The sequence below is a fragment of the Streptomyces sp. NPDC004542 genome (assembly GCF_040610035.1).
Lineage (GTDB): Bacteria > Actinomycetota > Actinomycetes > Streptomycetales > Streptomycetaceae > Streptomyces.
On sequence record NZ_JBEXLP010000002.1, the window covers coordinates 138,203 to 163,885 of the forward strand.

Annotated in this window: 24 protein-coding genes, 1 tRNA gene, 1 pseudogene and 1 riboswitch; of the genes and pseudogenes, 11 read left to right on the forward strand and 15 right to left on the reverse strand. The window is 71.5% G+C overall.

Going from position 1 to position 25,683, the window contains the following annotated elements; all coding sequences use genetic code 11:
- Window positions 1-7: 7 nt before the first annotated feature.
- From ABZX30_RS02155 to thrC, 5 genes are all read right to left on the reverse strand, one after another.
- On the reverse strand, window positions 8-1,132 hold the full coding sequence (locus tag ABZX30_RS02155; RefSeq protein ID WP_355927679.1) for an NADH:flavin oxidoreductase: 1,125 nt from the start codon (window positions 1,130-1,132) through the stop codon (window positions 8-10).
- Between the two features lie 272 nt (window positions 1,133-1,404).
- The gene (gene groL, locus ABZX30_RS02160) at window positions 1,405-3,027 is read right to left on the reverse strand and encodes a chaperonin GroEL (RefSeq protein ID WP_355927682.1); all 1,623 of its coding nucleotides are present in this window, start codon (window positions 3,025-3,027) and stop codon (window positions 1,405-1,407) included.
- A gap of 367 nt (window positions 3,028-3,394) precedes the next feature.
- Entirely contained in the window at window positions 3,395-3,598 is a 204-nt protein-coding gene (locus ABZX30_RS02165; protein WP_004986573.1) for a cold-shock protein, read from the reverse strand.
- A gap of 444 nt (window positions 3,599-4,042) precedes the next feature.
- A complete protein-coding gene (locus ABZX30_RS02170) occupies window positions 4,043-4,318 on the reverse strand; it encodes a ubiquitin-like small modifier protein 1 (protein ID WP_355927684.1) in 276 nt (91 codons plus the stop codon).
- A gap of 37 nt (window positions 4,319-4,355) precedes the next feature.
- The gene (gene thrC / locus ABZX30_RS02175; RefSeq protein ID WP_355927686.1) at window positions 4,356-5,642 is read right to left on the reverse strand and encodes a threonine synthase; all 1,287 of its coding nucleotides are present in this window, start codon (window positions 5,640-5,642) and stop codon (window positions 4,356-4,358) included.
- 18 nt (window positions 5,643-5,660) lie between these two features.
- Window positions 5,661-5,829, reverse strand: a riboswitch (SAM riboswitch).
- Window positions 5,830-5,960: 131 nt separating this feature from the next.
- On the opposite strand from thrC, the gene ABZX30_RS02180 reads away from it, so the two are divergent.
- Window positions 5,961-6,905, forward strand: coding sequence for a glucosyl-3-phosphoglycerate synthase (locus tag ABZX30_RS02180; RefSeq protein ID WP_355927689.1), 945 nt, complete (start codon window positions 5,961-5,963; stop codon window positions 6,903-6,905).
- A 106-nt stretch (window positions 6,906-7,011) separates the two neighbouring features.
- Window positions 7,012-8,448: a trehalose-6-phosphate synthase gene (locus tag ABZX30_RS02185; protein ID WP_355927691.1), complete on the forward strand. Its 1,437-nt coding sequence runs from the start codon at window positions 7,012-7,014 to the stop codon at window positions 8,446-8,448.
- A 399-nt stretch (window positions 8,449-8,847) separates the two neighbouring features.
- On the opposite strand, the gene otsB is transcribed toward ABZX30_RS02185, so the two are convergent.
- The 3 genes from otsB to ABZX30_RS02200 form a co-directional block, all read right to left on the reverse strand.
- Window positions 8,848-9,723 (reverse strand): trehalose-phosphatase, encoded by an 876-nt coding sequence (otsB, locus tag ABZX30_RS02190; protein WP_355927693.1) that lies wholly within the window; start codon window positions 9,721-9,723, stop codon window positions 8,848-8,850.
- Between the two features lie 73 nt (window positions 9,724-9,796).
- On the reverse strand, window positions 9,797-10,030 hold the full coding sequence (locus ABZX30_RS02195; protein ID WP_355927695.1) for a DUF3263 domain-containing protein: 234 nt from the start codon (window positions 10,028-10,030) through the stop codon (window positions 9,797-9,799).
- A 34-nt stretch (window positions 10,031-10,064) separates the two neighbouring features.
- A complete protein-coding gene (locus ABZX30_RS02200; RefSeq protein WP_355927933.1) occupies window positions 10,065-11,285 on the reverse strand; it encodes an extracellular solute-binding protein in 1,221 nt (406 codons plus the stop codon).
- A gap of 159 nt (window positions 11,286-11,444) precedes the next feature.
- Between ABZX30_RS02200 and ABZX30_RS02205 the strand changes: the two genes are divergently transcribed.
- The 3 genes from ABZX30_RS02205 (at window position 11,445) to ABZX30_RS02215 (ending at window position 14,635) form a co-directional block, all read left to right on the forward strand.
- Window positions 11,445-12,389 (forward strand): ROK family protein, encoded by a 945-nt coding sequence (locus tag ABZX30_RS02205; protein ID WP_355927698.1) that lies wholly within the window; start codon window positions 11,445-11,447, stop codon window positions 12,387-12,389.
- The gene (nagA, locus tag ABZX30_RS02210; protein ID WP_355927699.1) at window positions 12,389-13,531 is read left to right on the forward strand and encodes an N-acetylglucosamine-6-phosphate deacetylase; all 1,143 of its coding nucleotides are present in this window, start codon (window positions 12,389-12,391) and stop codon (window positions 13,529-13,531) included. Before ABZX30_RS02205 ends, nagA begins: the two co-directional genes overlap by 1 nt.
- Before the next feature lie 123 nt (window positions 13,532-13,654).
- Window positions 13,655-14,635, forward strand: coding sequence for a 1-phosphofructokinase family hexose kinase (locus ABZX30_RS02215; RefSeq protein WP_355927702.1), 981 nt, complete (start codon window positions 13,655-13,657; stop codon window positions 14,633-14,635).
- Here ABZX30_RS02215 and ABZX30_RS02220 read toward each other — a convergent pair.
- Together ABZX30_RS02220 and cdgB are read right to left on the reverse strand one after the other, a co-directional pair.
- Complete coding sequence (locus ABZX30_RS02220; protein WP_355927705.1) at window positions 14,595-15,533, reverse strand: carbohydrate-binding protein; 939 nt, start codon at window positions 15,531-15,533, stop codon at window positions 14,595-14,597. The genes ABZX30_RS02215 and ABZX30_RS02220 overlap by 41 nt on opposite strands.
- 118 nt (window positions 15,534-15,651) lie before the next feature.
- Entirely contained in the window at window positions 15,652-17,304 is a 1,653-nt protein-coding gene (cdgB, locus tag ABZX30_RS02225) for a diguanylate cyclase CdgB (protein WP_355927707.1), read from the reverse strand.
- 418 nt (window positions 17,305-17,722) lie between these two features.
- Here cdgB and ABZX30_RS02230 point away from each other — a divergent pair, with 418 nt between their 5' ends.
- Window positions 17,723-18,307: a flavin reductase family protein gene (locus tag ABZX30_RS02230; protein WP_355927710.1), complete on the forward strand. Its 585-nt coding sequence runs from the start codon at window positions 17,723-17,725 to the stop codon at window positions 18,305-18,307.
- Between the two features lie 39 nt (window positions 18,308-18,346).
- Here the strand turns inward: ABZX30_RS02230 and arfB are convergent, their stop codons facing one another.
- On the reverse strand, window positions 18,347-18,784 hold the full coding sequence (arfB, locus tag ABZX30_RS02235; protein ID WP_355927712.1) for an alternative ribosome rescue aminoacyl-tRNA hydrolase ArfB: 438 nt from the start codon (window positions 18,782-18,784) through the stop codon (window positions 18,347-18,349).
- A gap of 164 nt (window positions 18,785-18,948) precedes the next feature.
- Between arfB and ABZX30_RS02240 the strand changes: the two genes are divergently transcribed.
- Entirely contained in the window at window positions 18,949-19,524 is a 576-nt protein-coding gene (locus tag ABZX30_RS02240; RefSeq protein WP_355927714.1) for a TerD family protein, read from the forward strand.
- Between the two features lie 90 nt (window positions 19,525-19,614).
- Window positions 19,615-20,553, forward strand: coding sequence for a bifunctional GNAT family N-acetyltransferase/NUDIX hydrolase (locus ABZX30_RS02245; RefSeq protein ID WP_355927716.1), 939 nt, complete (start codon window positions 19,615-19,617; stop codon window positions 20,551-20,553).
- 29 nt (window positions 20,554-20,582) lie between these two features.
- On the opposite strand, the gene ABZX30_RS02250 is transcribed toward ABZX30_RS02245, so the two are convergent.
- The gene (locus ABZX30_RS02250; RefSeq protein ID WP_355927719.1) at window positions 20,583-21,989 is read right to left on the reverse strand and encodes a M1 family metallopeptidase; all 1,407 of its coding nucleotides are present in this window, start codon (window positions 21,987-21,989) and stop codon (window positions 20,583-20,585) included.
- A gap of 76 nt (window positions 21,990-22,065) precedes the next feature.
- Between ABZX30_RS02250 and ABZX30_RS02255 the strand changes: the two genes are divergently transcribed.
- Window positions 22,066-22,566 (forward strand): hypothetical protein, encoded by a 501-nt coding sequence (locus ABZX30_RS02255; protein ID WP_355927935.1) that lies wholly within the window; start codon window positions 22,066-22,068, stop codon window positions 22,564-22,566.
- Between the two features lie 66 nt (window positions 22,567-22,632).
- On the opposite strand, the gene ABZX30_RS02260 is transcribed toward ABZX30_RS02255, so the two are convergent.
- Window positions 22,633-23,313, reverse strand: a complete 681-nt coding sequence (locus ABZX30_RS02260; RefSeq protein WP_355927722.1) for a pentapeptide repeat-containing protein — start codon at window positions 23,311-23,313, stop codon at window positions 22,633-22,635.
- 55 nt (window positions 23,314-23,368) lie between these two features.
- On the opposite strand from ABZX30_RS02260, the pseudogene ABZX30_RS02265 reads away from it, so the two are divergent.
- A pseudogene (locus ABZX30_RS02265) lies at window positions 23,369-23,842 on the forward strand (MFS transporter); the annotation flags it as partial.
- Here ABZX30_RS02265 and ABZX30_RS02270 read toward each other — a convergent pair.
- Window positions 23,831-24,319, reverse strand: a complete 489-nt coding sequence (locus ABZX30_RS02270; RefSeq protein ID WP_355927724.1) for a GNAT family N-acetyltransferase — start codon at window positions 24,317-24,319, stop codon at window positions 23,831-23,833. The pseudogene ABZX30_RS02265 and the gene ABZX30_RS02270 overlap by 12 nt on opposite strands.
- Before the next feature lie 129 nt (window positions 24,320-24,448).
- Here ABZX30_RS02270 and ABZX30_RS02275 point away from each other — a divergent pair, with 129 nt between their 5' ends.
- Window positions 24,449-25,102, forward strand: coding sequence for a rhomboid-like protein (locus ABZX30_RS02275; RefSeq protein ID WP_355927727.1), 654 nt, complete (start codon window positions 24,449-24,451; stop codon window positions 25,100-25,102).
- A 319-nt stretch (window positions 25,103-25,421) separates the two neighbouring features.
- Here ABZX30_RS02275 and ABZX30_RS02280 read toward each other — a convergent pair.
- Window positions 25,422-25,495: transfer RNA gene (locus ABZX30_RS02280), tRNA-Thr, on the reverse strand.
- Between the last annotated feature and the right edge of the window lie 188 nt (window positions 25,496-25,683).

The following is a 25,683-nucleotide window of genomic DNA, read 5'->3' on the forward strand; positions in this document are numbered from 1 at the left end:
AAGACCGTCAGCTGAGCGTCTTCAGCGCGGCGGCGTCGTACGGCTTCAGCTCGTCGAAGCGGTCGGCGAGCACCTTGGCCGCCCACTCCGGGTCCTGGAGCAGCGCGCGGCCGACGGCGACCATGTCGAACTCCTCGGTCTCCAGCCGGTCCAGGAGGTTGTCGATGGCCTTGACCGGGGAGCCCTCGCCCTGGAAGGCATTGACGAAGTCGCCGTCGAGGCCGACCGAGCCGACCGTGATGACCGGCTTGCCGGTGAGCTTCTTCGTCCAGCCCGCGAGGTTCAGGTCGGAGCCGTCGAACTCGGGGAGCCAGTAGCGGCGGGTGGAGGCGTGGAAGGCATCGACGCCGGCCGCGGCCAGCGGGGTGAGGATCGCCTCGAGTTCCTCGGGGGTCTCGGCGAGGCGGGCGGTGTAGTCCTGCTGCTTCCACTGCGAGTAGCGGAAGAGGACGGGGAAGCCGGGGGACACCCGCTCGCGGACCGCGGCGACGATCTCGGCGGCGAACTTCGTACGGGCCACCGGGTCGCCGCCGTAGGCGTCGGTGCGCAGGTTGGTGCCGGCCCACAGGAACTGGTCGAGGAGGTAGCCGTGGGCGCCGTGGATCTCCACGCCGTCGAAGCCGATGCGCTCGGCGTCCGCGGCGGCCTGGGCGAACGCGGCGACGACGTCGTCCAGGTCCGCTTGGGTCATGGCCTTGCCGGTGGGCTCGGCACCCGCGGTGACCAGACCGGACGGGCCCACCGCGGGGGCGTCCGGGAACGGGGGCTGGCCCTGCTTGCGGACCATGCCGATGTGCCACAGCTGCGGCACGATCGTGCCGCCCGCCTCGTGCACCGCTCCGGCCACCTTCTGCCAGCCCGTGAGCTGCTCCTCACCGTGGAACCGGGGCACGCGGTCACTGTTGCCCGCCGACTCGTGACCGACGTACGTACCCTCGGTGACGATCAGGCCCACCCCGGCGGCGGCACGACGGGCGTAGTACGACAGCACGTCCTCGCCGGGGACGCCGCCCGGGGAGAACATGCGGGTCATCGGCGCCATCGCGATGCGGTTCGGGACGGTCAGGCCGTTGATCGTCGTCGGCCGGGAGAGGATCTGGGCCGCGCGGGAGGCGTGGGGCGTGGCGGTCACGTGTGGGCTCCTCGTGAGGTGTGGGGACAACCGACTGGTATGTGCACGCGCATTGTTGCACCGCCTTAAGCAAAACACCCGCTCCGGGCCACGCATTCCGCACCCCGGTTCCGCCATCGCGTGATCCAGCACACACCCGGACGTCCTGACCGCCGAGGAGCTCAAGGACTACGCCGACTGAGGCCCACGAAACGCCCGAGGGCGGCACCCCCAGCCAGAAGCTGGACGTACCGCCCTCGGTCCGAAGGACAGGCGATCAACCGTCAGGCCGATCAGAAGTCCATGTCACCGCCCGGCATGCCGCCGCCGGCGGGCGCGGCGGCCTTCTCCGGCTTGTCGGCGATGACGGCCTCGGTAGTGAGGAACAGCGCGGCGATGGAGGCGGCGTTCTGCAGGGCAGAGCGGGTCACCTTCGCCGGGTCGATGATGCCCTCGGCGATCATGTCGACGTACTCGCCGGTCGCGGCGTTCAGGCCGTGGCCGACCGTCAGGTTGCGCACCTTCTCCACGACGACGCCACCCTCGAGACCACCGTTGACGGCGATCTGCTTGAGCGGGGCCTCCAGCGCGAGCTTCACGGCGTTGGCGCCGGTCGCCTCGTCACCCTCGAGCTCCAGCTTCTCGAAGACCTGGGAGGCCTGGAGCAGGGCCACGCCACCACCGGCGACGATGCCCTCCTCGACGGCCGCCTTGGCGTTGCGGACGGCGTCCTCGATGCGGTGCTTGCGCTCCTTGAGCTCGACCTCGGTGGCGGCACCGGCCTTGATGACGGCCACGCCGCCCGCGAGCTTGGCCAGGCGCTCCTGGAGCTTCTCGCGGTCGTAGTCGGAGTCGCTGTTCTCGATCTCGGCGCGGATCTGGTTGACCCGGCCGTTGACCTGGTCCGAGGAGCCGGCACCGTCGACGATGGTGGTCTCGTCCTTGGTGATGACCACCTTGCGGGCCTTGCCCAGCAGGTCGAGGGTGGCGTTCTCCAGCTTGAGACCGACCTCCTCGGAGATGACCTCGCCGCCCGTGAGGATGGCGATGTCGCCGAGCATGGCCTTGCGGCGGTCGCCGAAGCCCGGGGCCTTGACGGCGACGGACTTGAAGGTGCCGCGGATCTTGTTGACGACCAGGGTCGACAGGGCCTCGCCCTCGACGTCCTCGGCGATGATCAGCAGCGGCTTGCCCGACTGCATGACCTTCTCCAGCAGCGGGAGCAGGTCCTTGACCGAGGAGATCTTGGAGTTGGCGATCAGGATGTACGGGTCGTCGAGGACGGCCTCCATACGCTCCATGTCGGTGGCGAAGTACGCCGAGATGTAGCCCTTGTCGAAGCGCATACCCTCGGTGAGCTCCAGCTCCAGACCGAAGGTCTGGGACTCCTCGACGGTGATGACGCCTTCCTTGCCGACCTTGTCCATGGCCTCGGCGATGAGCTCGCCGATCTGGGTGTCGGCGGCGGAGATGGAGGCCGTGGAAGCGATCTGCTCCTTGGTCTCGACGTCCTTCGCCTGCTCCAGCAGGGCGGCGGAGACGGCCTCGACGGCCTTCTCGATACCGCGCTTGAGGGCCATCGGGTTGGCGCCGGCGGCTACGTTGCGCAGGCCCTCCTTGACCAGGGCCTGGGCGAGAACGGTCGCGGTGGTCGTACCGTCACCGGCGACGTCGTCCGTCTTCTTGGCGACTTCCTTGACCAGCTCGGCGCCGATCTTCTCGTACGGGTCCTCGAGCTCGATCTCCTTGGCGATGGACACACCATCGTTGGTGATCGTGGGGGCGCCCCACTTCTTCTCGAGGACGACGTTGCGGCCCTTGGGGCCGAGCGTCACCTTGACGGCGTCCGCGAGCTGGTTCATGCCGCGCTCGAGGCCGCGCCGCGCCTCCTCGTCGAACGCGATGATCTTGGCCATGTGAAGTGGTCCCTCCAGGACTGGGGGTGATTCCTTCGGACCGCGCCCGCGCCCGCGACGGACGGCTCGCGGACCTCGTGGTTCCTTGCCCCACTTGGCCTGCGGGCCTCACCGACCCGGTCCTTCGCTGTCACTCTCACCTTCAGAGTGCTAACGCCAATGATTAGCACTCGGCATGCCTGAGTGCAAGGCGCGCCCGCGAAGCGGGCTCGATGAGGGGTGGCGGTCGGGTGACGGGCGGGCGCAAGCGGCTACGGGGGTCCGGGCGGGGCGCTGCGCCGTGCGCGAACAGGCCGCGCGGCGCCCTCCGGGCAGGGCGAAGGGCCCGCATCCTCCCGGATGCGGGCCCTCCACCCTGTGAAAACGTTCAGGCGGTGACGCGAACCATGTCGGCCTGCGGACCCTTCTGGCCCTGCGAGATCTCGAACTCGACCCGCTGACCCTCTTCCAGGGTGCGGTAGCCGTCCATCTGAATCGCGCTGTAGTGGACGAAGACGTCCGCACCACCGTCGACCGCGATGAAGCCGTACCCCTTCTCCGCGTTGAACCACTTGACGGTGCCCTGAGCCATGCCTAACTCCCCTATTACTGGCCCTTGCACGGATCCACACTTCGCGGATCCGGGTCAGACCTCACCCCCCAACTGGTCTGGGGGCGTGCGCCGGAACGCGTCGACCGCGGCCGAATGTATCTGTCCAACTGCCGTCTGCAACAGGTCAATCGGACGAGAAATCTGGACGGCAGCGGTCGGGAATCTGCCAAAAATTCGGCTGAATTCTGGGCAAGTCGGGCTCCACAAAAGCTGCATAAGGCGCAAAAGGTTCGCACACTTTGGCTACTTCTTGTCGGGTGTGCGATACGAATCCGGGGGCCCTGCCCCGGGTTCCGGGAGCGCGTTCCCCAACTCTACCGTGCTCAACCACACTGAATTGCCCCCTCCGCTTCTCTCGCGGAGGGGGCAATTCGATGAACTCTCGGTGCTACGCATTACCGACGGTAATGTTCGGTCATTCGGTCAGCCGCCGGCCACGGCCGGAATGATGGAGACGCCCGCGCCGTCCGGGGTCTCGGTCTGCAGACCCTGCTCGAACCGCACGTCGTCGTCGTTGACGTACACGTTGACGAAGCGACGCAGCTTGCCCTGGTCGTCCAGGACGCGGGCGGCGATGCCGGTGTGGTTCTTCTCCAGGTCGGCGATGACGTCGGCGAGGGTCGCGCCCTCGGCCTGGACCTCGGCCTGGCCGCCCGTGTAGGTGCGCAGGATGGTCGGGATACGAACGGTGACGCTCATGCGGTGTGACCTCCGATGGGTGAGCGGGGCGGGACGCCTAGGCGAGGCCGGCCTGGCGGAAGGAATCGAGGGTGGGACGGATCGTGGCGGTCAGACCGGTGCCCGCCACCGCGTCCAGCGTCTTCAGCCCGTCGCCCGTGTTGAGGACGACGGTCGTCGCGGCCGGGTCGAGGAGGCCGTCCTTGATCAGCTTGCGGGTGACGCCGACGGTCACCCCGCCCGCCGTCTCGGCGAAGATGCCCTCCGTGCGGGCCAGCAGCTTGATGGCGTCCACCACCTCTTCGTCCGTCACGTCCTCCACCGCGCCGCCCGTGCGGCGCGCGATGTCGAGGACGTACGGCCCGTCCGCCGGGTTGCCGATGGCGAGGGACTTGGCGATGGTGTTCGGCTTCTGCGGGCGCACGACGTCGTGGCCCGCCTTGAACGCGGTGGACACCGGCGAGCAGCCCTCGGCCTGGGCGCCGAAGATCTTGTACGGCTTGTCCTCGACCAGGCCGAGCTTGATCAGCTCCTGCAGACCCTTGTCGATCTTGGTGAGCTGGGAACCGGAGGCGATCGGCACGACGATCTGGTCCGGCAGCCGCCAGCCGAGCTGCTCGCAGATCTCGTACGCCAGGGTCTTGGACCCCTCGGCGTAGTACGGGCGCAGGTTGACGTTGACGAAGCCCCAGCCCTCGCCCGCCGGGTCGCCGATCAGCTCGGAGCAGAAACGGTTCACGTCGTCGTAGTTGCCCTCGATGCCGACGAGCTCGCCGCCGTAGACCGCGGCCATGACGACCTTGCCCTGCTCCAGGTCGTGCGGGATGAACATGCAGGACCTGAAGCCCGCCCGGGCCGCGGCGGCGCCCACCGCGCCGGCCAGGTTGCCGGTGGAGGAGCAGGAGAGGGTGGTGAAACCGAAGGCGCGCGCCGCCTCCAGCGCCTGGGCGACCACCCGGTCCTTGAAGGAGTGCGTCGGGTTGCCGGAGTCGTCCTTCACGTACAGGCGCGACGGCTCGATGCCGAGTTCGCGGGCCAGGTTGTCGGCCTTGACGAGCTTGGTCCAGCCGGGGTTGAGGTTCGGCTTGTCCGCCACGTCGGCCGGGACCGGCAGCAGCGGGGCGTAGCGCCAGATGTTCGCGGGGCCCGCCTCGATGCGCCTGCGGAGCTCCTCGGTGTCGTAGGACGAGAAGTCGTAGGCGATCTCGAGCGGGCCGAAACACTCCTCGCAGGCGAAGACCGGTCCGAGCGGCACCCGGTGGCCGCACTCCCGACAGCTCAGAGCGGCGGCGGGGCCGAGGTCTACGGTGGAGTCGGTGGTGCTTGCAACAGTCTGCACAGCCATGTGAGGCGAGGCCCTTTCTCCTCATCTTCCTCACGACGCATCTCGCCGTGAGACGGATTTGGCACCTTCCCTAGCCGGGAGCCTCGCGGAACGATCAGCTGTGCTGGCACAGCGACCGGTACGAGAACCGACTGGAGGGTTGCCGGGGCTTCATCGGGCCGTGTCCCTCTGCCCCTCTGGATGAGCGGTATTCGGTTGTGAACAGCGGTGACCTCGGACATGCGATGGTCATCCGCGTTGTTCAAGACTGTAACCGAAGGCCGGGACAGTTGAGATAGTCGTCCGAACCGCGAGACAAACAGTGAGGAGCCGCGCACCGTGCTGGAAGAAGTCGAGCGCTGGCTGGGCACCCGCTCCTGGTCCGTGACCGATCGTCCCCTCCACCAGATCCTGGCCGCCAAGCAGCGCACGGGCCAGTCGGTCAGCGTCGTGCTGCCGGCGCTCAACGAGGAGGGGACGGTCGGCGACATCGTCGCGATCATCCGTCACGACCTCATGCAGCAGGCCCCGCTCGTCGACGAGATCGTCGTCGTCGACTCGGGGTCCACCGACCGCACCTCCGAGGTGGCCGCCGCCGCGGGCGCCCGGGTCGTCCACCGCGACGCCGTCCTGCCGCGGATACCGGCCCTGCCCGGCAAGGGCGAGGTCCTGTGGCGGTCGCTGCTGGTCACGAGCGGGGACATCGTCTGTTTCATCGACGCCGACCTGAGGGAGTTCTCCTCGGACTTCGTCTCGGGGATCGTCGGCCCGCTGCTGACCGACCCGGGCGTGGACCTGGTCAAGGGCATGTACGACCGTCCGCTCGGCGGCACGGCGGGCCAGGGCGGTCGGGTCACCGAGCTGATGGCGCGACCGCTGCTGAACATGCACTGGCCGCAGCTGGCCGGCTTCGTGCAGCCGCTCGGCGGGGAGTACGCGGCCCGCCGCTCCCTGCTGGAGCAGCTGCCCTTCCCGGTCGGGTACGGCGTGGAGCTCGGCATGCTGGTCGACGCGCTGCACCTGGTCGGCCTGGACGCCCTCGCCCAGGTGGACGTGGGGGTGCGCAAACACCGCCACCAGGACGGGCAGGCGCTGGGCCGGATGGCCGCCGCCATCTACCGCACCGCCCAGCTCCGGCTGGCCCGCGGTCACCTCGTCCGGCCCGTCCTCACCCAGTTCGAGCGGGGCGAGGACGGCTTCGAGCCGCGCACCTTTTCCGTGGACACGGAGGAACGGCCGCCGATGGTGGAGATCGCGGAGTACGCGGCACGGCGGGTGGCCTGAGCCCGCCCGTATTCCCGTCCGCATCCCGTCCGTATCCCGCCGGTGTCACCGCGCGGGGGAGGGAACGTACGTTTGAGCGTTTGCGGGCCGGGCTAGGTTGAGACTCATGGCTTCCACGCACGGTGCTGAGGTGCTGGTCGCGTCCAATCGCGGCCCGGTTTCGTACGAGGTCCGGCAGGACGGTTCGCTGCACGCCAAACGGGGCGGCGGCGGGCTGGTCTCCGGGCTGTCGGCCATCGGCCCGCACACGGACGCGGTGTGGGTGTGCGCCGCGCTGAGCGACGCCGACCGGGAGGCCGTGCGCCGCTCCGGCGGCGGCCGGCGGCTGTCCGTCGACGAGACCGGCGGTCAGCAGGTGCGGATGCTGGACATCGACGCGACGGTCTTCTCCGACGCGTACAACGGCATCGCGAACTCGGCGCTGTGGTTCGTCCACCACATGCTGTACCAGACCCCGCTGGAGCCGGTCTTCGACGCGGAGTTCCGGCGGCAGTGGGCGTCGTACGAGGCCTACAACCGGGCGTTCGCCGAAGCCCTGGCCGAGGAGGCGGCGCAGGGCGCGGCCGTGGTCGTCCAGGACTACCACCTGGCCCTGGCCCCCCGGATGCTCCGCCGACTCCGCCCCGACCTGCGCATCGGCCACTTCTCGCACACCCCGTGGGCACCGCCGGACTACTTCCGCCTCCTGCCCGACGACATCGCGGCCGAGCTGCTCGGCGGGATCCTGGGCGCGGACCGGGCGGCCTTCCTCACCCAGCGCTGGGCGGACGCGTTCACCGCCTGCTGCCACGCGGTCCTCGGCCCCGGCATCCCCTCCGGCACGCGCATCGGGGTGCACGGGCTCGGCGCGGACGCGGACTTCCTGCGCGAGCGGGCGCACCGGCCGGACGTGGCAGAGCGGATGGCGGCACTGCGGGCGGAGATCGGTTCGGCGCCCGGCGGAGCGGCCCGGAAGACGATCGTCCGGGTCGACCGGACCGAGCTGTCGAAGAACATCGTGCGCGGGCTGCTGGCCTACCGGCAGCTCCTCGACGACCACCCCGAGTGGCGTGAGCGGGTGGTGCACGTGGCCTTCGCCTACCCCTCGCGACAGGACCTCGCGGTGTACCGCGACTACACGGCCGAGGTGCGGCGAGTGGCGGAGGAGATCAACTCCGCCTACGGCACGCCGGACTGGACGCCGGTCGTCCTGCACGTCAAGGACGACTTCGCCCGCTCCCTGGCCGCGTACCGGCTGGCCGACGTGGCCCTGGTCAACCCCATCCGGGACGGCATGAACCTGGTCGCCAAGGAGGTCCCGGTCGTCTCCGACGCGGGCTGCGCCCTGGTGCTGTCGCGGGAGGCGGGCGCGTACGAGGAGCTCGGCGAGGACGCGGTCACCGTCAACCCGTACGACATCACGGGCACGGCCCAGGCCCTCCACCAGGCGCTCACCATGCCGGACGGCGAACGGACGGAACGCACGAAGCGGCTCGCCGCCGCGGCCACGGCACTCCCGCCGACCCAGTGGTTCCTGGACCAGCTGCACGCACTGGATGCCTGACCCACGCCGGACGCCTGCGGCGCCTCGGCCGTACCGGGCCGCCCGACCGGCGCCGGGCGGGCGGCCGCGGCGGCTGACGGCCGGCGGCGGCCGGCCAGTCGTACGGCGGACGGCCGAGTCAAGGTGCGGCCGGCACGCGGGAAGGCCAGGCAGACAGCGGGCGACGGGCAGCCGGGTGAGAGCGCGGCCCCCGCTGGGCGGCCGGCGGGAGGCGGCCGGGCGGCGGACAGCCGTGAACGGCCGAACGGCCGACGACCGGATGCGGGCGACGGCCGGCACCTGCCGGCCCGAGGTCAGGCAGACGGCAGGCGGGCGGCGCACGGCGGACCCGCAGGAGTCGAGTGCGAGCGCGGCCCACGCCGGGTGGTCGGGTGGCGGGGGCGGCGAGCCCTTCCGTGGTCAGTCCAGTGCCGTCGCGAGTCCCCGTAGCAGTGACATGACTCCCCCGGGGCCGTCCACCACCAGGTCGGCGCGTTCCGCGAGTTCCGTGACCTCTGTGCTGCCGCTGCAGACCAGGAGGCCGGGGACGCCCTCGGAGCGGAGTTTGTCGACGGCGGCGAAGGCCGGGAGGTCGCCGAGGTCGTCGCCGGCGTAGAGGACCGACCCGGCACCGATTTCGCGGACGTACTTCAGGAGGGCGACGCCCTTGTCCATGCCGGGCGGGCGGAGTTCGAGGACCATGCGGCCGGGCTCGACGATCAGGCCGTTGCGGGTGGCGAGGTCGGTGAGGGGTTCGCGCAGGGCCTCGAAGGCGGCCTGCGGGTCGTCGGCGCGGCGGGTGTGCACGGCGAGGGCGCGCCCCTTCTCCTCGATCCAGGTGCCGTGCCAGGCGCCGATGCGGTCGAGGAAGCCCGGCAGTTCGGCGCGGACGGCGGTGACGCCGGGGTGCGGTGCGGGGGCGCTGACGTCGCCGGTGACGGCCTCCCAGCGTTCGGCGCCGTAGTGGCCGAGGACGACGAGGTGCTCCAGGCCGGGGACGCCCGCGAAGCCGCCGTACCGCACCGCGACGCCGGCCGGGCGGCCGGTGACCACGGCGACGGAGGCCACCTTCGGGGCGAGCGCGGCGAGCGCGGGGACGGCCTCCGGGTGGGCGCGGGCCTGGTCGGGGTCCGCGACGATCGGGGCCAGCGTCCCGTCGAAGTCGAGGCCGATCACCGCGGAGCGGGGCCGGGTGAGCAGCGCGCGCAGCCCGTCCCGTCCGGCCTGGGTGGCGGGGGCCGGCAGTCCGTCCAGGGGGTTGTCCGGGTCCGTGGGGTCCGTCGTGTCGATGCCCATGGACCGACCCTATCCACGCAACCCGGGATGCACTCCTGGGAGCGTCGCGCGCGCCGGCCCCGCGCGGCGGCCGTCACCGCTCCGAGCGGCGGGCGTCCCGGATCCGGCGCAGGCGGTTGACCGTGACCGGGTCGTGGGCCAGGGCCCGTGCGTCGTCGAGGAGGGCGTTGAGGAGTTGGTAGTAGCGGACGGGGGCCAGGCCCAGTTCCTCGCGTATCGCCCGCTCCTTGGCGCCGGGGCCCGTGAAGCCCCGGCGCTCCAGCGCGAGGATGTCCTGTTCGCGTCGGCCGAGCCGGTCCCGTTCCATGTCCCGAACGGTAGCGCGGGGCACCGACAGCGCCTCAGTTCTGGGCGCTGCTCTCCGCCTCGGTGGCCGACGTCTGGAGCCGGCTGAGGATGGCGGAGGGGTTGCCGCCGGGGGCGACCGCCTGGCCGATGGTCTTCTTGATGTCGGCGCTGACCGCGGCCCAGGAGGTCTTGCCGAAGGGGTAGAGCTCGGAGGTGGGCAGTTCCGAGAGGAAGGGCCGCAGCGCCTTGTCCCGGGACGAGTCGGCCATGATGTCCGACGCGGAGGTGGTGACGGGCAGCAGCCCGTAGCGGCGGGAGAAGTCGAGGACGTTCTTCTCGCTGTAGACGAAGTCGAGGAAGTCGCCCACCTGCTCGGCGTGGCCGTTCTGCTTGAAGGCCATCATCCAGTCGGCGACGCCGAAGGACGCCTTGGCCGGCGCCGTCCGGCCCGGCATCGGCACGGTGCCGAACTCCACGCCCTTCTTCTCGGCCTGCTGGATCAGGGCGGGGTGGCCGTCGATCATGCCGACCTGCCCGTCGGTGAACGCGGCGAACGCGTCGGCGCGGTTGAGCTTGCCGGGGGCGACCGGACCGGTCAGGCCCTTGCCGACGAGGTCGTCCTTGAGCCAGGTGAGGGTGTCGGCGTTCTGCACGGAGGTGAGGGCGTAGCCGCCGATGTCGTCGGTGTAGCCGCCGCCCCCGCTGAGCAGCCACTGCATGGTCTCGGCCTGTGCCTCCTCGGGGCCGAGGGGCAGCGCGTAGGGGTACTTCACGCCCTTCGCCTTGAGCTTCTCCGCGTCGGACGCGAGTTCGCTCCAGGTGCTGGGCGGGGTGAGGCCGGCCTTGGCGAAGAGGGTCTTGTTGTAGAAGAGCACGCGCGTGGACGCGGCGAAGGGCATGCCGTACTGCGTGTGCTTCCACCGGCCGGCTTTGGCGAGCTGGGAGACGAAGTCGGCCTGTACGGGGATGGAGAGCAGGTCGGAGACGTCGTACAGCTTGCCCGCGGCGGCGTAGTCGGCGTAGGCGCCGATCTGCGCCAGGTCGGGCGCCCGGCCGGCGGTGACCATCTCGTTGACCTTGCGGTCGACGTCGTTCCAGGAGTACACGGTGACGTCGATCTTCACGCCGGAGTGCTTGGCCTCGTACTCCTTGGTCAGCTCGTCCCAGTATTTCTTGGAGCTGCCCGCCGTCGAGTCGCCGTAGTCGGCCGCGACGAGTCTCAGAGTCACATCGGACGGTCCGGTGCTCCCGCAGCCACCGAGGACCGCGGTCATGCCCAGTGCGGCGACCGCCGCGATCGTTCCTGCCGTACGACGATCCACTGCTGTTGCCCCAAACCCTGCTGATTCATCGTTCAATAACTGCACTGGTCAGTGTCTACACCACGCGAGTGGACTAGACCTCTCGCGGGTCCGCGGGCCACACTGTCCCCCGTGAGACATGTCATCGCCCTCGACGTCGGCGGTACCGGGATGAAGGCCGCCCTGATCGGCCCGGACGGCGAACTGCTCCACCAGGACCGCCGGGCGACGGGCCGCGAGCGCGGGCCCGACGCGGTGGTCGAGGCCGTCCTCGGCTTCGCCGCCGACCTGCGCGCCCACGGCGAGGAGCGGTTCGGTGAACCGGCCGCCGCGGCCGGCCTCGCCGTCCCCGGAATCGTCGACGAGGTCCACGGGTTCGCCGTCTACGCGGCCAACCTCGGCTGGCGCGACGTGCCCCTGCGGGACCTGCTGGCCGACCGGCTCGGCGTCCCGGTCGCCCTCGGCCACGACGTGCGCACCGGCGGCCTCGCCGAGGGCCGCACCGGCGCGGGCCGGGGCGCCGACCGGTTCCTCTTCGTCGCGCTGGGCACCGGGGTCGCCGGCGCCATCGGCCTCGACGGCCGGGTGGAGTCGGGCGCGCACGGCTTCGCGGGCGAGATCGGCCACATCGTCGTACGGCCCGGCGGCCTCCCCTGCCCCTGCGGACAGCGCGGCTGCCTGGAGCGGTACGCGTCCGCGGCCGCGGTCGGCGCGGCCTGGGCCGCGGCCTCCGGCACCCCGGAAGCGGACGCGGCCGACTGCGCGCGGGCCGTCACGTCCGGCGATCCGAACGCCGTCCGGGTCTGGCAGGAGGCCGTGGACGCGCTGGCCGACGGCCTGGTCACCGCGCTCACCCTGCTGGACCCGCGCACGCTGATCATCGGCGGCGGGCTCGCCGGTGCCGGGGCAACCCTGTTCACCCCGCTCAGGCAGGCCGTCCGGCGGCGCGTCACCTTCCAGAAGCTGCCGTCCGTCGTCCCCGCGGCCCTCGGGGACACCGCCGGGTGCCTGGGCGCGGGGCTGCTCGCCCGGGATCTCCTCGACGCAACCACTGCCCCCTCGGAGGTAACCGCCTGATGCCCCCCACCAAGGTTCTCGCCGGCGCCCGGGTGGTGCTGCCCACCGGGACCGTGTCCGACGGGCGCGTGATCGTCGAGGACGGCCGGATCGCGGCCGGTGCCCGCCCGGACGCGGAGGTCGTCGACGTCAGCGGCCACTGGCTGGTCCCCGGCTTCGTCGACCTGCACAACCACGGCGGCGGCGGAGCCTCCTTCTCCGGGCCGGCGGACGAGGTGCTGAAAGCCGTCCGCGCCCACCGCCGCCACGGCACGACCACGACGGTCGCCTCCACCGTCACCGGCGGGACGGACTTCCTGGCCCGGCAGGCGGGGCTGCTGAGCGAACTGGCCGAGCAGGGCGACATCGCCGGCATCCACTTCGAGGGCCCGTTCATCTCACCGTGCCGCAAGGGCGCGCACTCCGCGGACCTGCTGCGCGACCCCGACCCGGCCGAGGTCCGCAGGCTCGTCGACGCGGCGCGCGGACAGGCGAAGATGGTCACCCTCGCCACCGAACTCCCGGGCGGCATCGACTCCGTACGGCTGCTGGCCGAGCACGGCGTGATCGCGGCGGTCGGGCACACGGACGCCACGTACGAGCAGACGGTCGCGGCGATCGACGCGGGCGCGACGGTCGCCACCCACCTCTTCAACGCGATGCCCGTCCTCGGTCACCGCTCCCCCGGCCCGGTCGCCGCCCTGCTCCAGGACGAGCGGGTCACGGTCGAGCTGATCAACGACGGCACGCATCTGCACCCGGCCGCGCTGGAACTGGCGTTCCGTCACGCGGGCGCCGAGCGGGTCGCGTTCATCACGGACGCGATGGACGCGGCCGGGACCGGGGACGGCCGCTACCTGCTCGGCCCGCTGGAGGTCGAGGTCCGCGAGGGGGTGGCCCGGCTGGTGGAGGGCGGCGCCATCGCGGGTTCGACATTGACCCTGGACCGTGCGTTCAAGCGGGCGGTGACGGTCGACCGGCTGCCGGTGCGGGACGTGGTGGCCGCCCTGTCCGCCAACCCGGCCCGGCTGCTGGGCCTGGACGACCGCGTCGGCTCCCTGGAACCCGGCAAGTACGCCGACCTGGTGCTGCTGGACGAGGAGTTCGACCTCAAGGGCGTGATGCGCCGGGGTGAATGGGTGGTCGATCCACGACTGGGTTGATCCGTCCCCGGGCCGGGAGGCGGTGGCCGGTCCCGCGGACTGGGCCGGTCGCCGTCTGTTTGGCATGATCTGGCTTTTGGAAACGGAATACACGTGTCACGCCCTGGGGGGAGGCCGGCCCGAGTGATCCTGACGGTCACACTGAACACCGCTCTCGACATCACCTATCGCGTACGGACCCTGCGTCCGCACGCCTCCCACCACGTCCAGGAGGTCGTCGAACGGCCGGGCGGCAAGGGCGTGAACGTGGCGCGGGTGCTCGCGGCCCTCGGACACGAGGTGACGGCCACCGGATTCGCGGGCGGCGACACGGGGCGCGCGGTCCGGGAGCGGCTGGCGGACACCCCGGGCCTGGTGGACCGGCTGGTGCCGGTCGGCGGGGCCACCCGGCGCACCGTCGCCGTCGTCGACGAACTGACCGGCGACACGACCCAGTTGAACGAGCCCGGCCCGCACGTCACCCCGGCCGAGTGGGCCGCCTTCCAGAACATCTACGGGCGGCTGCTGGCCTCGGCGTCGGCGGTCGCCCTGTGCGGCAGCCTGCCGCCGGGGGTGCCGGTGGGCGCGTACGCCGGGCTGATACGCAGCGCCCGGGCCGCCGGCGTCCCCGTCCTGCTGGACACCGACGGGGAACCGCTGCGGCGCGGGGTGGCGGCCCGCCCGGACCTGGTCAAGCCGAACGCCGAGGAGCTGGCCGAACTCACCGGCTCCCACGAGCCGTTGCGTGCCACCCAGGACGCCCGGCGGCGCGGCGCCCACGCGGTCGTCGCCTCCCTGGGCGCCGACGGCCTGCTGGCGCACACCCCCGAGGGCCGCTGGCGGGCCACCCCGCCCGCCCGCGTCCACGGCAACCCGGCCGGCGCCGGCGACTCGGCCGTCGCGGGCCTGCTGTCCGGGCTGGTGGAGGGCCTGTGCTGGCCGGACCGCCTGACCCGCGCGGTCGCCCTGTCGACGGCGACCGTGACGGCCCCGGCGGCGGGAGAGTTCGACCGGGCGGCTTACGAGGAGCTGGTGGGGCGAGTGGCGGTGACCTGCGAGGCCAGTGCGGCCCGAGAGCCGCGGGCTACTTCCAGCCCGGCTTCAGCCAGAGCTGGTCGAAGTTGACGTCGCACTGGTTGCCCTGCTCGCAGGAGATCTTGACGGTGTTGGTGCCCTTGTCGAGGGTGATGTCCGCGTAGGTGTTGGTCCAGCCCTTCTTATAGTCACCCTCTGGACCATGGGCGAAGTTCGCCAGGTTGAGCGGGCGGTTCTGGGCCTTGTCGTTGACCGTGAGGGTGGCGTTGGCGTCCTTGCCGGGCACGCCGTAGGTGACGAACAGCGTGTACTTGCCCGCGGCGGGGATGTCACTCACGTTCCAGGTGAGGGACGCGCCGGTCTGGTTGAAGCCGGACACGTAGAAGCCGCCGTCGGCCTTCGCGCCCTCGACGTCCGAGGCCGTGGTCGCTCCGCCGTCCAGCCGCAGGGCCTTCGCGTCGGTCGTGGGGAGGTCTGCCGAGTTCCCCGAACCGCTGCTGGACGGGCTGGGCTTGGTGCTCTGGGACTGGGTCGGCGCGGCGGAGGTCTCGTCGCCGGCCTTCTTGTCCTCGTCCGAGTTGCCGTTCAGCATGGCGATGCCGATGCCGACGACGACCGCGGCGACCACCGCGACCGCGCCGATCAGCAGGCCCTTGGTGTTCGGGCCGCGGCCCCGGCCGCCGCCGGACCCGCCGCCGGGCATCGGCTGCTGGGTGGTCGGCGCGCCGCCCGGGAAGGTCTCCGGCGCCTGGTAGGCGGCGGCGTTCGGCTGGCCGTAGCCGCCCTGCTGCGGGGCGGCCTGGCCGTACTGCGCCTGCTGGCCGCCGTACGTACGCTCGCCGACCGCTCGCACTCTGCTGACCGAGTTCGGGTAGCCGTAACCGCCGCCGGACGGTGGCTGGGCGCCCCTGGCCTGCCCGTCGGCGTACAGATAGCCGAACGGGTCGTCGTCCTCGGGCGTGCTCGGGCCGTTTTCGCCGGGGCTCATCCCTTGGTACTCCTCAACAGGTGCGGGTGGATGCGGTACATGGTGAGAAGGGCGAGCCTACCCGCTCCGTGTGACCCAAACAGGTGACTCCCGTCGCATCGACCCGCTGACCTGGGGATCAACCGGCCCGTCGGTGCTGTTTGGGACGAGATCGTTTCTCGACGTACATCCGTTCGTCAGCGGACTTCAACACTTCGTCCGCCGTCATTCCACAGTGTGCCCATCCGATGCCGAAGCTGGCGCCCACCCGGACGGCCCGGCCCTCGGCCCGGATCGGCTGGATGATCTCGTTGCGCAGGCGTACCGCCAGGTCCTGGGCGTCGGCCTTGCCGAGTCCGTCGGCGAGGATCACGAACTCGTCGCCGCCGAGCCGGGCCACCGTGTCGCCGTCCCGCACGGCCCTGCCGAGGCGGCGGGCGACCTCGACGAGGACGGCGTCGCCCGCGTTGTGCCCGAACCGGTCGTTGATCGACTTGAAGCCGTCGAGGTCGCAGAAGAGGACCGCGAGACCCTTGGTGCCGTCGTCCTGCTCGCCCTCGGGGGCGATGGTGTGCACGTGGTGGTCGTAGCCGTCGAACGACTCCGCGTTCTGCGTGAAGTCGAAGGCGTGGCCGGGCGGGTCGAAGGCGGGGTGGCCGTAGGCCGCGTCCAGCGACTCCAGCGCGCCGGGCTGGGTGGGCCGCTGACAGAGGCGGGCCGAGAGGCGGGAGCGCAGCTCGGCGGAGTTCGGCAGGCCGGTCAGGGAGTCGTGGGAGGCGCGGTGGGCGAGCTGGAGCTCGCGGCGCTTGCGCTCCTCTATGTCCTCGACGTGGGTGAGCAGGAAGCGGGGGCCGTCGGCGGCGTCCGCGACGACGCTGTTGCGCAGGGAGACCCAGACGTACGTGCCGTCGCGGCGGCCGAGGCGCAGCTCGGCGCGGCCGCCCTCGGCGGAGGTCCGGAGCAGGGTGCCTATGTCCTCGGGATGGACGAGGTCGGAGAAGGCGTAGCGGCGCATCGCGGAGGCGGGGCGGCCCAGCAGGCGGCACAGGGCGTCATTGGTGCGCAGGATCCGGCCGTGCTGGTCGCCGCCCATCTCGGCGATGGCCATGCCGGAGGGGGCGTACTCGAACGCCTGCCGGAAGCTTTCCTCGCTGGCGCGCAGGGCCTGCTGCTCGCGTTCCAGGCGGACCAGGGCGCGCTGCATGTTGGCCCTGAGCCGGGCGTTGCTGATCGCGATGGCGGCCTGGAACGCGTACATCTGGAGGGCCTCGCGACCCCAGGCGCCGGGCCGGCGGCCGTTGCGCGGCCGGTCCACGGAGAGCACGCCGAGCAGCTCGCCGCAGGGACCGCCCGGTCCGCCGGGCGTGTACATGGGCGCGAAGAGCCGGTCGGAGGGGTGCCACTCGTCCTCGAAGCGCGGGGCGGGGCCGTCCGTGAACCACTGGGGGACGTCGTCGTCGTCCAGCACCCAGCCCTCGGTGTGCGGTATGAAGCGCAGGTCGCCCCAGGCCTCGCCCATGCCCAGGCGGCGGTCCCAGGAGGCGCGGGAGCCGACGCGGCCGGTGATGAGGGCTTCGGCGGCGGAGTTGCCGGCGAAGGCGGCGACCACGAGGTCGCCGTCGGGGCGTACCAGGTTCACGGCCGCCATCTCGTACCCGAGGGCGTTGACGACGCCGTCCGCGACGGTCTGCAGTGTGTCCGCCAGGCTGCGTGCCGTGTTCATGTCGGCCATGACCTGGTGCAGCTGTCGCAGGGACGCAAGGCGGACGTACGGTTCCGACTCGGTCTCCATGCTCGCCCTCCCCCCGAGACCTCGCAGCGAATCAAGGGTTGTTCTTCGGCGTTTCCTTTCGGTGGCGCCTTTGCTGTGCTCTTGTGGGTTCCCCGCCACTGAATCACAGCGCGCTGCCCACTCGGTACACAGGGTCAACAATTCATGCCCCTTGTGACTCAAGTCACAGGGGAACGTGAACAATTGAGTGGAGTTTCTGCGTTTTTCCTGTGCGTTTACTGAACGCAAGCTTTGCGGGTGTGTGGACATGATGCACGAAGAGTCCGTATCAGGTGCTCCGGTCCAGGTCGGCGCGGTTCGGCGCAGGTCGGCTCGGGGGTCTGCGCGGGGCCGGCGTGGGTCCTAGGACCTTCTCCGGGGGCCCGGTCGGCCGGAGGCCCGATGCGGTCCGTCCGATGCGGAGATTAGCGTTTCCGGCGTGCCGAACATTCCTCCCGCCCCCGCCGTCCCCTTTGCCCCCGCCGCCTCCGGGCATGCTGAAGGGGTGAGCAACGACGAGTTCCGGGCCGCGATGTCCCGGCTGGCCGCCGGCGTGGTCCTGGTGACCGCGCAGGAACCGCCGCTCGATCCGGACGACCCCGGGGCCCCGGCGGGCGAGGACGTCGGCATGACCGCCACCGCCTTCATGTCGGTCTCCCTCGACCCGCCGCTGGTCCTGGTCAGCCTGCGGGAGGGCTCCCGCATGGACGACCTGCTCGCCGAGCAGCCGCTGTGGGCCGTGTCCGTCCTCACCGACCAGCAGCGCCAGACCGCCGGCCGCTTCGCCATGAAGGGCCGCGTCAGCGACCGCCTCCTCTTCGCGGACCTCCCCGTCACCCGTGGCGAGGCCACCGGCGCGCAGCTGGTCGGCGGCGCCCTGGCGACCCTGGAGTGCCGCACCGAGCAGCGCGTGCGCGCCGGTGACCACACGCTGGTGATCGGCCGGGTCCTGACCGCCCGGGTACCGGACTCGGCCGGGCGTCCGCTGCTGTATTTCCGGGGCCGCTACGGGCACTTGACATGACCGGGCCGGCGACGGCCGGACGCGCGGCGGCGCGGTCCGTCAGCCCCAGTCCCGCCCCGACCTGCCCCGCTTGGTGTCCGAACGCTGCTTCTTCTCGCGGAGCCGCCGCTCGTTGATGCCGCGCGGGATGCGGGTCGGCCTGCGGGGCTTCGGCGGGGGTGCGGTGGCCTCGGCGAGGAGTGCCGCGAGGCGGACGGCGGCGGTCTCGCGGTTGCGCCACTGGGAGCGGTGCTCGGAGGCGCGGACGGTGACGACACCGTCGGCCAGCCGCCCGCTCAGCCGGGCCAGCGCCCGCTCCTTCCACACCGGCGGGAACGCCTCGGTCCTCGCCAGGTCGAAGCGCAGCTCCACCTGTGAGTCGCTGGTGTTGACGTGCTGCCCGCCTGGCCCCGAGGACCGCGAGAAACGCCACATGAGCTCGGCCTCGGGCAGCGAGACCGAACCACGGACGACATAGGGACCGGACATGCCGTCCATGGTCCCGCCTCCGCCCGGTCCGCGTCACCCGGATTTCGGGTGGGTAAAAAAGGTAAAGGCACCCGGAACCATGGAGACCCCCCTCGGCGTTCTCCGGGGTGACGGTAGCTTCGTCCCCAGTACGAAGCCCGTACTGATGCAACGAGGGAAGGGACTCCCCCACCATGGCTGTAAGCCTGTCCAAGGGCGGCAACGTCTCGCTCACCAAGGAAGCCCCGGGCCTGACCGCCGTCACCGTGGGCCTCGGCTGGGACGTCCGCAGCACCACCGGCACGGACTTCGACCTGGACGCCTCCGCGATCGCGGTCAACACGCAGGGCAAGGTCTACTCGGACGCCCACTTCGTCTTCTTCAACAACAAGAACACCCCGGACAACTCCATCGTCCACACCGGCGACAACCGCACCGGCGAGGGCGCCGGCGACGACGAGGCGATCAACGTCAACCTCGCCGCCCTCCCCGCCGACGTCGACAAGATCGTCTTCCCCGTCTCCATCTACGACGCCGAGAACCGCGGCCAGAACTTCGGCCAGGTCCGCAACGCCTACATCCGTATCGTCAACCAGGCCGGCGGCGCCGAGATCGCCCGCTACGACCTCTCCGAGGACGCGGCCACCGAGACCGCCATGATCTTCGGCGAGCTCTACCGCAACGGCGCCGAGTGGAAGTTCCGCGCCGTCGGCCAGGGCTACGCCTCGGGCCTGGTGGGCATCGCGCAGGACTTCGGCGTCAACGTCTGAGCGTCGCCCGCTCACCGACGGAGCCCCGGCCGCGCTCGCCCCGCGGAAAATGACCGGGGCTCCGCCGTACCCGGGAGTAGATTGCCCGTCGTGATACTCGAACCCCTGCCCGCCGGCCAGGACATACCGGCGCCCGTCCTCACCGAGATCACCGCCCTGTACGCCTCCAACCGGGAGTTCTTCGCCCTCAGCGGCGACTTCCCGGACCCGGACGACATCCGGCCGGAGCAGGTGGCGGCCGCGCTGGCGGAGGATCTGGCGCATCCGGACGCGGAGGTGCTGCTGGCACGCGGTTCGGGACAGCTGGCCGGACTCGTCGGCACCCGCGCCCACCATCCGGACCCCGCCGACCCCGACCCGTGGATCGGGCTGCTGCTGGTGGACGCCGGCCGGCACGGCCAGGGACTCGGGCGGCGGATGGCGCAGCTGGTCGAGGACCGCTTCCGGGAGGCCGGCCGGGACGCCGTGCGGCTCGCCGTCCTGGAGAACAACCCCAAAGGCCTCGCCTTCTGGACCGCCCTCGGCTACGAGTGCATCGCCCGGCGCCCGGACCGTGCCCTCGGCCGCCCCTGCGCGGTCCTGCGCAAGGTGCTGCGCACCCCGCGCCGCGCGGCCCGGATCGCCGTGCTCGACCCGGAGGGCTCGGTCTTCCTCTTCCGGTACGACAACCCCGAGGTGGGCGTCCACTGGGCCCTGCCCGGCGGCGGCCTGGAGCCGGACGAGACCCCGCGCGAGGGCGCCCTGCGTGAACTGCGCGAGGAGACCGGCTGGAGCGACCTGGACACCGGCCCGCTGCTGTGCACCTGGGAACACGACTTCACCCGCTTCGACGTCCCCGTCCGCCAGCACGAGCACATCTACGTCACCCATGGCCCGCGCCGGGAGCCCACCGGGCCCGGCCTGGCCGCCGCGCACGCCCAGGACGGGATCCTGACCGGGCGCTGGTGGAGCAGGAGGGAACTCGCCCAGGAGGCCGAGCCGGTGTGGCCGCCGGGGCTGGCGCGCATGCTGGACGAGCGGGAGGCCTGAGCCGGTCCCCCTCCCGTCCCCGGACGCGGTCACGGGTGCGCCGGCTTGCCCTCCCCGTACAGCCAGTCGGACCAGATCGCGTCGAAGTCCTGGTCCGGGGCCCGCTTCTCGACGTAGGCGGTGAAGTCGGCGGTGTCCGCGTTGCCGTGCCGGTGGGCGGCGGTCCAGCCCTGGACGATGTCGTAGAAGGTGTCGTCGCCGACCTTCTGCCGGATCTTGTGCAGGACCATCGCGCCGCGCTGGTAGACGGGCGGGTCGGAGATGTGCGCGGCACCGCTCGGCTTCGCGGGTGGGAAGGCCCAGATCTCGTCGGGGTCGTCGACGTCGTCGGACGTGCCGTCGTAGAGCTTGGTGAAGGTCCGCTGCGCCGAGTCGCCGCCGTGGTCCTCCCGCCACAGCCACTCCGCGTACGTCGCGAAGCCCTCGTTGAGCCACATGTCCCGCCAGCTCCGCGGGGTGACGGAGTCGCCGAACCACTGGTGGGCGAGTTCGTGCACGAGGGTCTCGGTGTCCGGGGCGCCGGGGAAGACCGGACGGGTCTGGGTCTCCAGGGCGTAGTCCGCGTCCTCGGGGCGGTCGACGATCGCGCCGGTGCTGGAGAAGGGGTACGGGCCGAAGTTGTACCCCGCCCACTCCATGATCTCGGGGATCTTCGCCAGCACCGCCCGGCTCGCCCCCTCCTGCGTCGGGTCGACGGCCTCGTACACGGGCAGGCCCTTCCCGGTGGTCGTGCGCTTGACCGTGTAGTGGCCGATCGCGACCGTGGCCAGGTAGCTCGCCATCGGCTCGGCCTCGTGCCAGGCGAAGACCGTACGGCCGCCGGTGGTCGTCTCACGCGTCAACTGCCCGTTGGACACGGCCTGCAGGCCCTTGGGGACGGTGACCGTGATGTCGTACGACGCCTTGTCGGAGGGGTGGTGGTTGCCGGGGAACCAGGCCATGGAACCGGTGGGCTGGCCCAGGGCGAGCGCTCCGTCCGCGGTGCGCAGCCAGCCCTCCTCCGAGCCGTCGGGGTCGGTGATCGTCTCCGGGGTGCCCGAGTAGCGCACGGTGGCGGCGAACGTCTCCCCCTTGTCCAGGTCGTCGTGCGGGCGGACGGTCAGCTCCTGGCCGGCCCGGGCGAAGCGGGCGTCCCGGCCCTCGACGGTGACCTTCTCGACGTCCAGACCCTTGAGGTCGAGGTCGAAGGCGGACAGGTCCTCGGTGGCGCGGGCGGTGATCACCGCGGTTCCGGAGAGATGACGGCGGGCGGGGTCGTAGGAGAGGGTCAGACCGTAGTGGGTGACGTCGTAGCCGCCGTTGCCCGACTTCGGGAAGTACGGGTCGCGCACCCCGGAGCCGCCGGGGACGCCGTGTACGCCGCCGTCGCACGCGGAGAGCGGGAGAGCGAGCACGAGGAGGGCGGCCCCCGGGACAAGCCGCGCGGATCTGGACATGTCACCGATCTTACGGGCGCGGGGCCCGGCCGGCAGGCGGGCGGTGATCCTCCACGGGCGTGACACCATCACGTACGTGCTCGACATCGGCTACGCCCTCTCCACCCGCTTCCCCGACCCGCCGCAGACCGACTACCGGCGCGCGGACGTCCACGCCCTGCGCCACGACCTGTTCTCCGGCGACGTCTACCTCGCCGACACCAAGACGGACCGCGAGCTGTCCACAGCCTGGGGATGGGTGCCGGTGCTCGACTTCGCCTGGGCCCTGTGCGACATCGTCGAGCGCCTGGACCGGGACCCGGCGGGCTCCCGCGCCTCCCGCCCCCAGCGGGCGGAACTGGACTTCACCGAGTCCACCGACCGCATGCTGTTCGAGCGCCGCTTCGGCTGGGTGGACATCGCCGCCGACTGGATGCCGGCCGAGGAGGCCCCCCTCACCTTCTCGCACGCCGAACTCCGCCGCGAGGCCCGCGACTTCCTGCACGATCTGATCGCCGACCTGACCGACCTCCACGAGGACCTGTCGGAGAACCCGGCGATCTGGACGCTCCAGGCCCGGTTCCCAAGGGTCCCGTAGCTCGGTGGGAGCTGCCGCCGGGGGCTGCAGCCCCAGCCCCCAGCCCCCCGCTTCGGCCCGAACGGGTCACCCCTCCACCCGGATCCCCAGCTCCCCCGCCAGCACCGGCGCCAGATCCAGCAGCTGCCCCGGGCTGATCACCGCGCCCGCCAGCTGCCCCGCCCCCCGCGCGATCTCCAGCGAAGCGGCCCCGCGCAGGTCCACGTCCGTGAGCGTCACCCCGCTGAAGTCGACACCCTTGAGGACACAGTCGACGAACTCCACCCGCTCCAGGCGGGCTCCGCCGAAGTCGGGCTCGACGAGGACGCACCCCTCGAAGACGACGTCCCTGAGCCGGGCCGTGCGGAGGTTGAGGTAGTCGATCTTGCCGCCGCGGACCAGGACACGCTCCAGGACGGCGCCGTGCAGCTGGGTGCCGCCGAGGCGGGCGTCGTGGAGCTCGACGTCACGCAGCGTGGACTCGGCCAGGTCGGTGCCGACACCCCGTATCCCGGACAGCACCGTGTCCAGGAGCCGGGCGTGGCGCAGCCCCGTCCCGTCCACGGCGCACCCCGTCAGCGCGCAGTCCATGAAACGCGCGCCCGCACCGTCCTGCCCGGCGAAGTCCGCCTCCCGGAACTCCACCCCGTCATAGTCCCCGTCCGGCTCCAGCCCGCCGCCGGCCCAGGGCTCCAGCGGCGGCAGCCGAAGCTCCGGTCGCCGTGCCGCCTTCGTCCCCCCGGCCCCGCCGGTCACCTTCCTCGCCATGCCCCCATGCTGCACCCAGCCACTGACAATCCCTCCGGCCTGCGACGACGGCGCACCGCGCGCCCTCATGGTCCCCAGCATGATCCTCGCCGCCGCCGGCATGCTCGTCCTCACCCGCATGACGGTGCACTCCGACTACACCACCGAGATACTCCCCGCCCTGCTCCTCACGGGCCTCGGCATGGGCCTGACCTTCATGCCCGTCTTCGCCACCGCCACCGCGGGAGTCGCCCCGCGCGACTCCGGCGTCACCTCCGCCACCGTCAACACCTCCCAGCAGGCCGGCGGCTCCATAGGCACCGCGCCGCTCAACACCGTCGCCACCACCAGCAGCACCGCCCACCTGCACCGCCCCGCCCAGAAGGCCACCGTGATCCCGGCCGGCGTCGTCCACGGCTACACCGTCGCCCTCCGGTGGGCCGCCGGCGTCATGCTCCTGGCCGGCCTCGTCGCCGGCCTGATGGTGACCGCCAAGGCCCCCACGTACGGCGCGGCGACGACCACCCCCGTATCCGAGTCAGTGACCTGACGGCCCCCCGCCCAGCTCCGCCAGCGCCCCGTCCGTCAACCGGTACACCGTCCAGCCGTCCTGCGGACGCGCGCCCAGCGACTCGTAGAACCCGATCGCGGGCCGGTTCCAGTCCAGCACCGCCCACTCCAGCCGCTCGTAACCGCGCTCCACACAGACACGGGCCAGCTCCGTGAGCAGCGCCCTGCCGTGGCCGCCGCCCCGGGCCGCCGGACGGACGTACAGGTCCTCCAGATGGATCCCGTGCACACCCCGCCACGTCGAGAAGTTCAGGAACCACCACGCGAACCCGACCGTCTCACCGGTCGAGTCGTCCACGGCGACGTGCGCGAAGGCCGCCGGCCGCGCCCCGAACAGCGCCTCCCGCAGCTGCTCGGGACTCGCCTTCGCCTCCTGCGGGGCCTTCTCGTACTCGGCCAGCTCACGGATCAGGGCGTGGATGACGGGGACGTCGGCGGGGGTGGCGTTACGAATCATGGGGCGAGGCTAACCCCCCGGTGCCGGCAGCCGGCGCCCGGTCTCCAGCCACCGCTCCGCTCCTCGGGTCCCCGCCCACCCGGAATGTCGATCACCCGCCGGACGTTGTTCGTCTGCGTGAATCGGCTCATGCGAGAGAACCGGGGCCCCAGCGGAGCGTGGGCATACGTCCGCAGTGCTCCCGGCACGTACGCGTGGCTGCTGGTCCTGTTCTTCACGACCTTCGCGCTGCACACCATGTCTCCGGGGTTCGAGCAGCACTTCCTGCGGCAGCGGTCGACCAACATCCACGAGCTGTCGCAGAACCCGATGCGGGTGCTGATCGCCAGCGCGATGTGGACCGACGACGGGCACTGGCTGCCGTACGCCGTCCTGTTCACCGTCTTCCACGCCCCCGCCGAACGCTGGCTGGGCACCGCCCGCTGGCTCGTGGTCTGCGCGGCCGCACACGTGCTCGCGACACTCATCAGCGAAGGAGCCCTGCTGAAGGCGGTCCAGGACGGAATGGCGCCGCACTCCGCCGTCAACACCCTCGACGTGGGCGTCAGTTACGCACTCGCGGGAGTGGTGGGAGTGCTGGCGTACCGGATCGCGCCACCCTGGCGGTACGCCTACGCGGCCACCGCCGTCGTCCTCTTCGCCCTGCCGCTCACCACCGGACCGACGTTCACGGACCTGGGCCACTTCGTCTCCGTCCTGATCGGACTGGCCTGCTATCCCCTGGTCAGAGGGCGCGGAGAAGCATGGGATCCGAAGGAGACACTGGACTCCCTCAGGAGGTGACGTCCGGGCATGGGCAGTTCCGCGAGCAGTGTCGTGAACGACTGCGCCCGGCCGCGCGGTCCTCACGCCTGGCCCGGGCCGACCGGGTGGCGGGACGGCACTGACCACCACCGCACCGCCGGACGACCCCGGATGCCCCTGGCGGGCTCCGTGTGAATGAGCCGACGGCGCCTGCCCGGCACAGCCAGTGGTCCGGCAGCCACCGGCGGCGCATGACCAGGTGATGCTCGACAGCCTTCGCGGGCGGCGCGGGGTTGATCCCCCTGCGGCAGAACATGGAGAAGCCCAGGTCAGAAGAATTCGCTGACCTGGGCTTTCGAGCCCCCTGTCGGATTCGAACCGACGACCTTCGCTTTACAAGAGCGGCGCTCTGACCAGCTGAGCTAAGGAGGCCTGCACGCCCGCCGAGGGCGTGCCCGAGCAGTGTACCCAGGTCCCAGGGACCCCTGGCCGAAAATTTCCGCGAAGTTCACACCCCTCGGACTACTGACAGACCAGGTGAACGCCAGGTACCGTCCTGACCCAGTTCACTCCGGTGGACTACACCAGCAACCACCTTCCTACAACGGATCGTCCGGCAC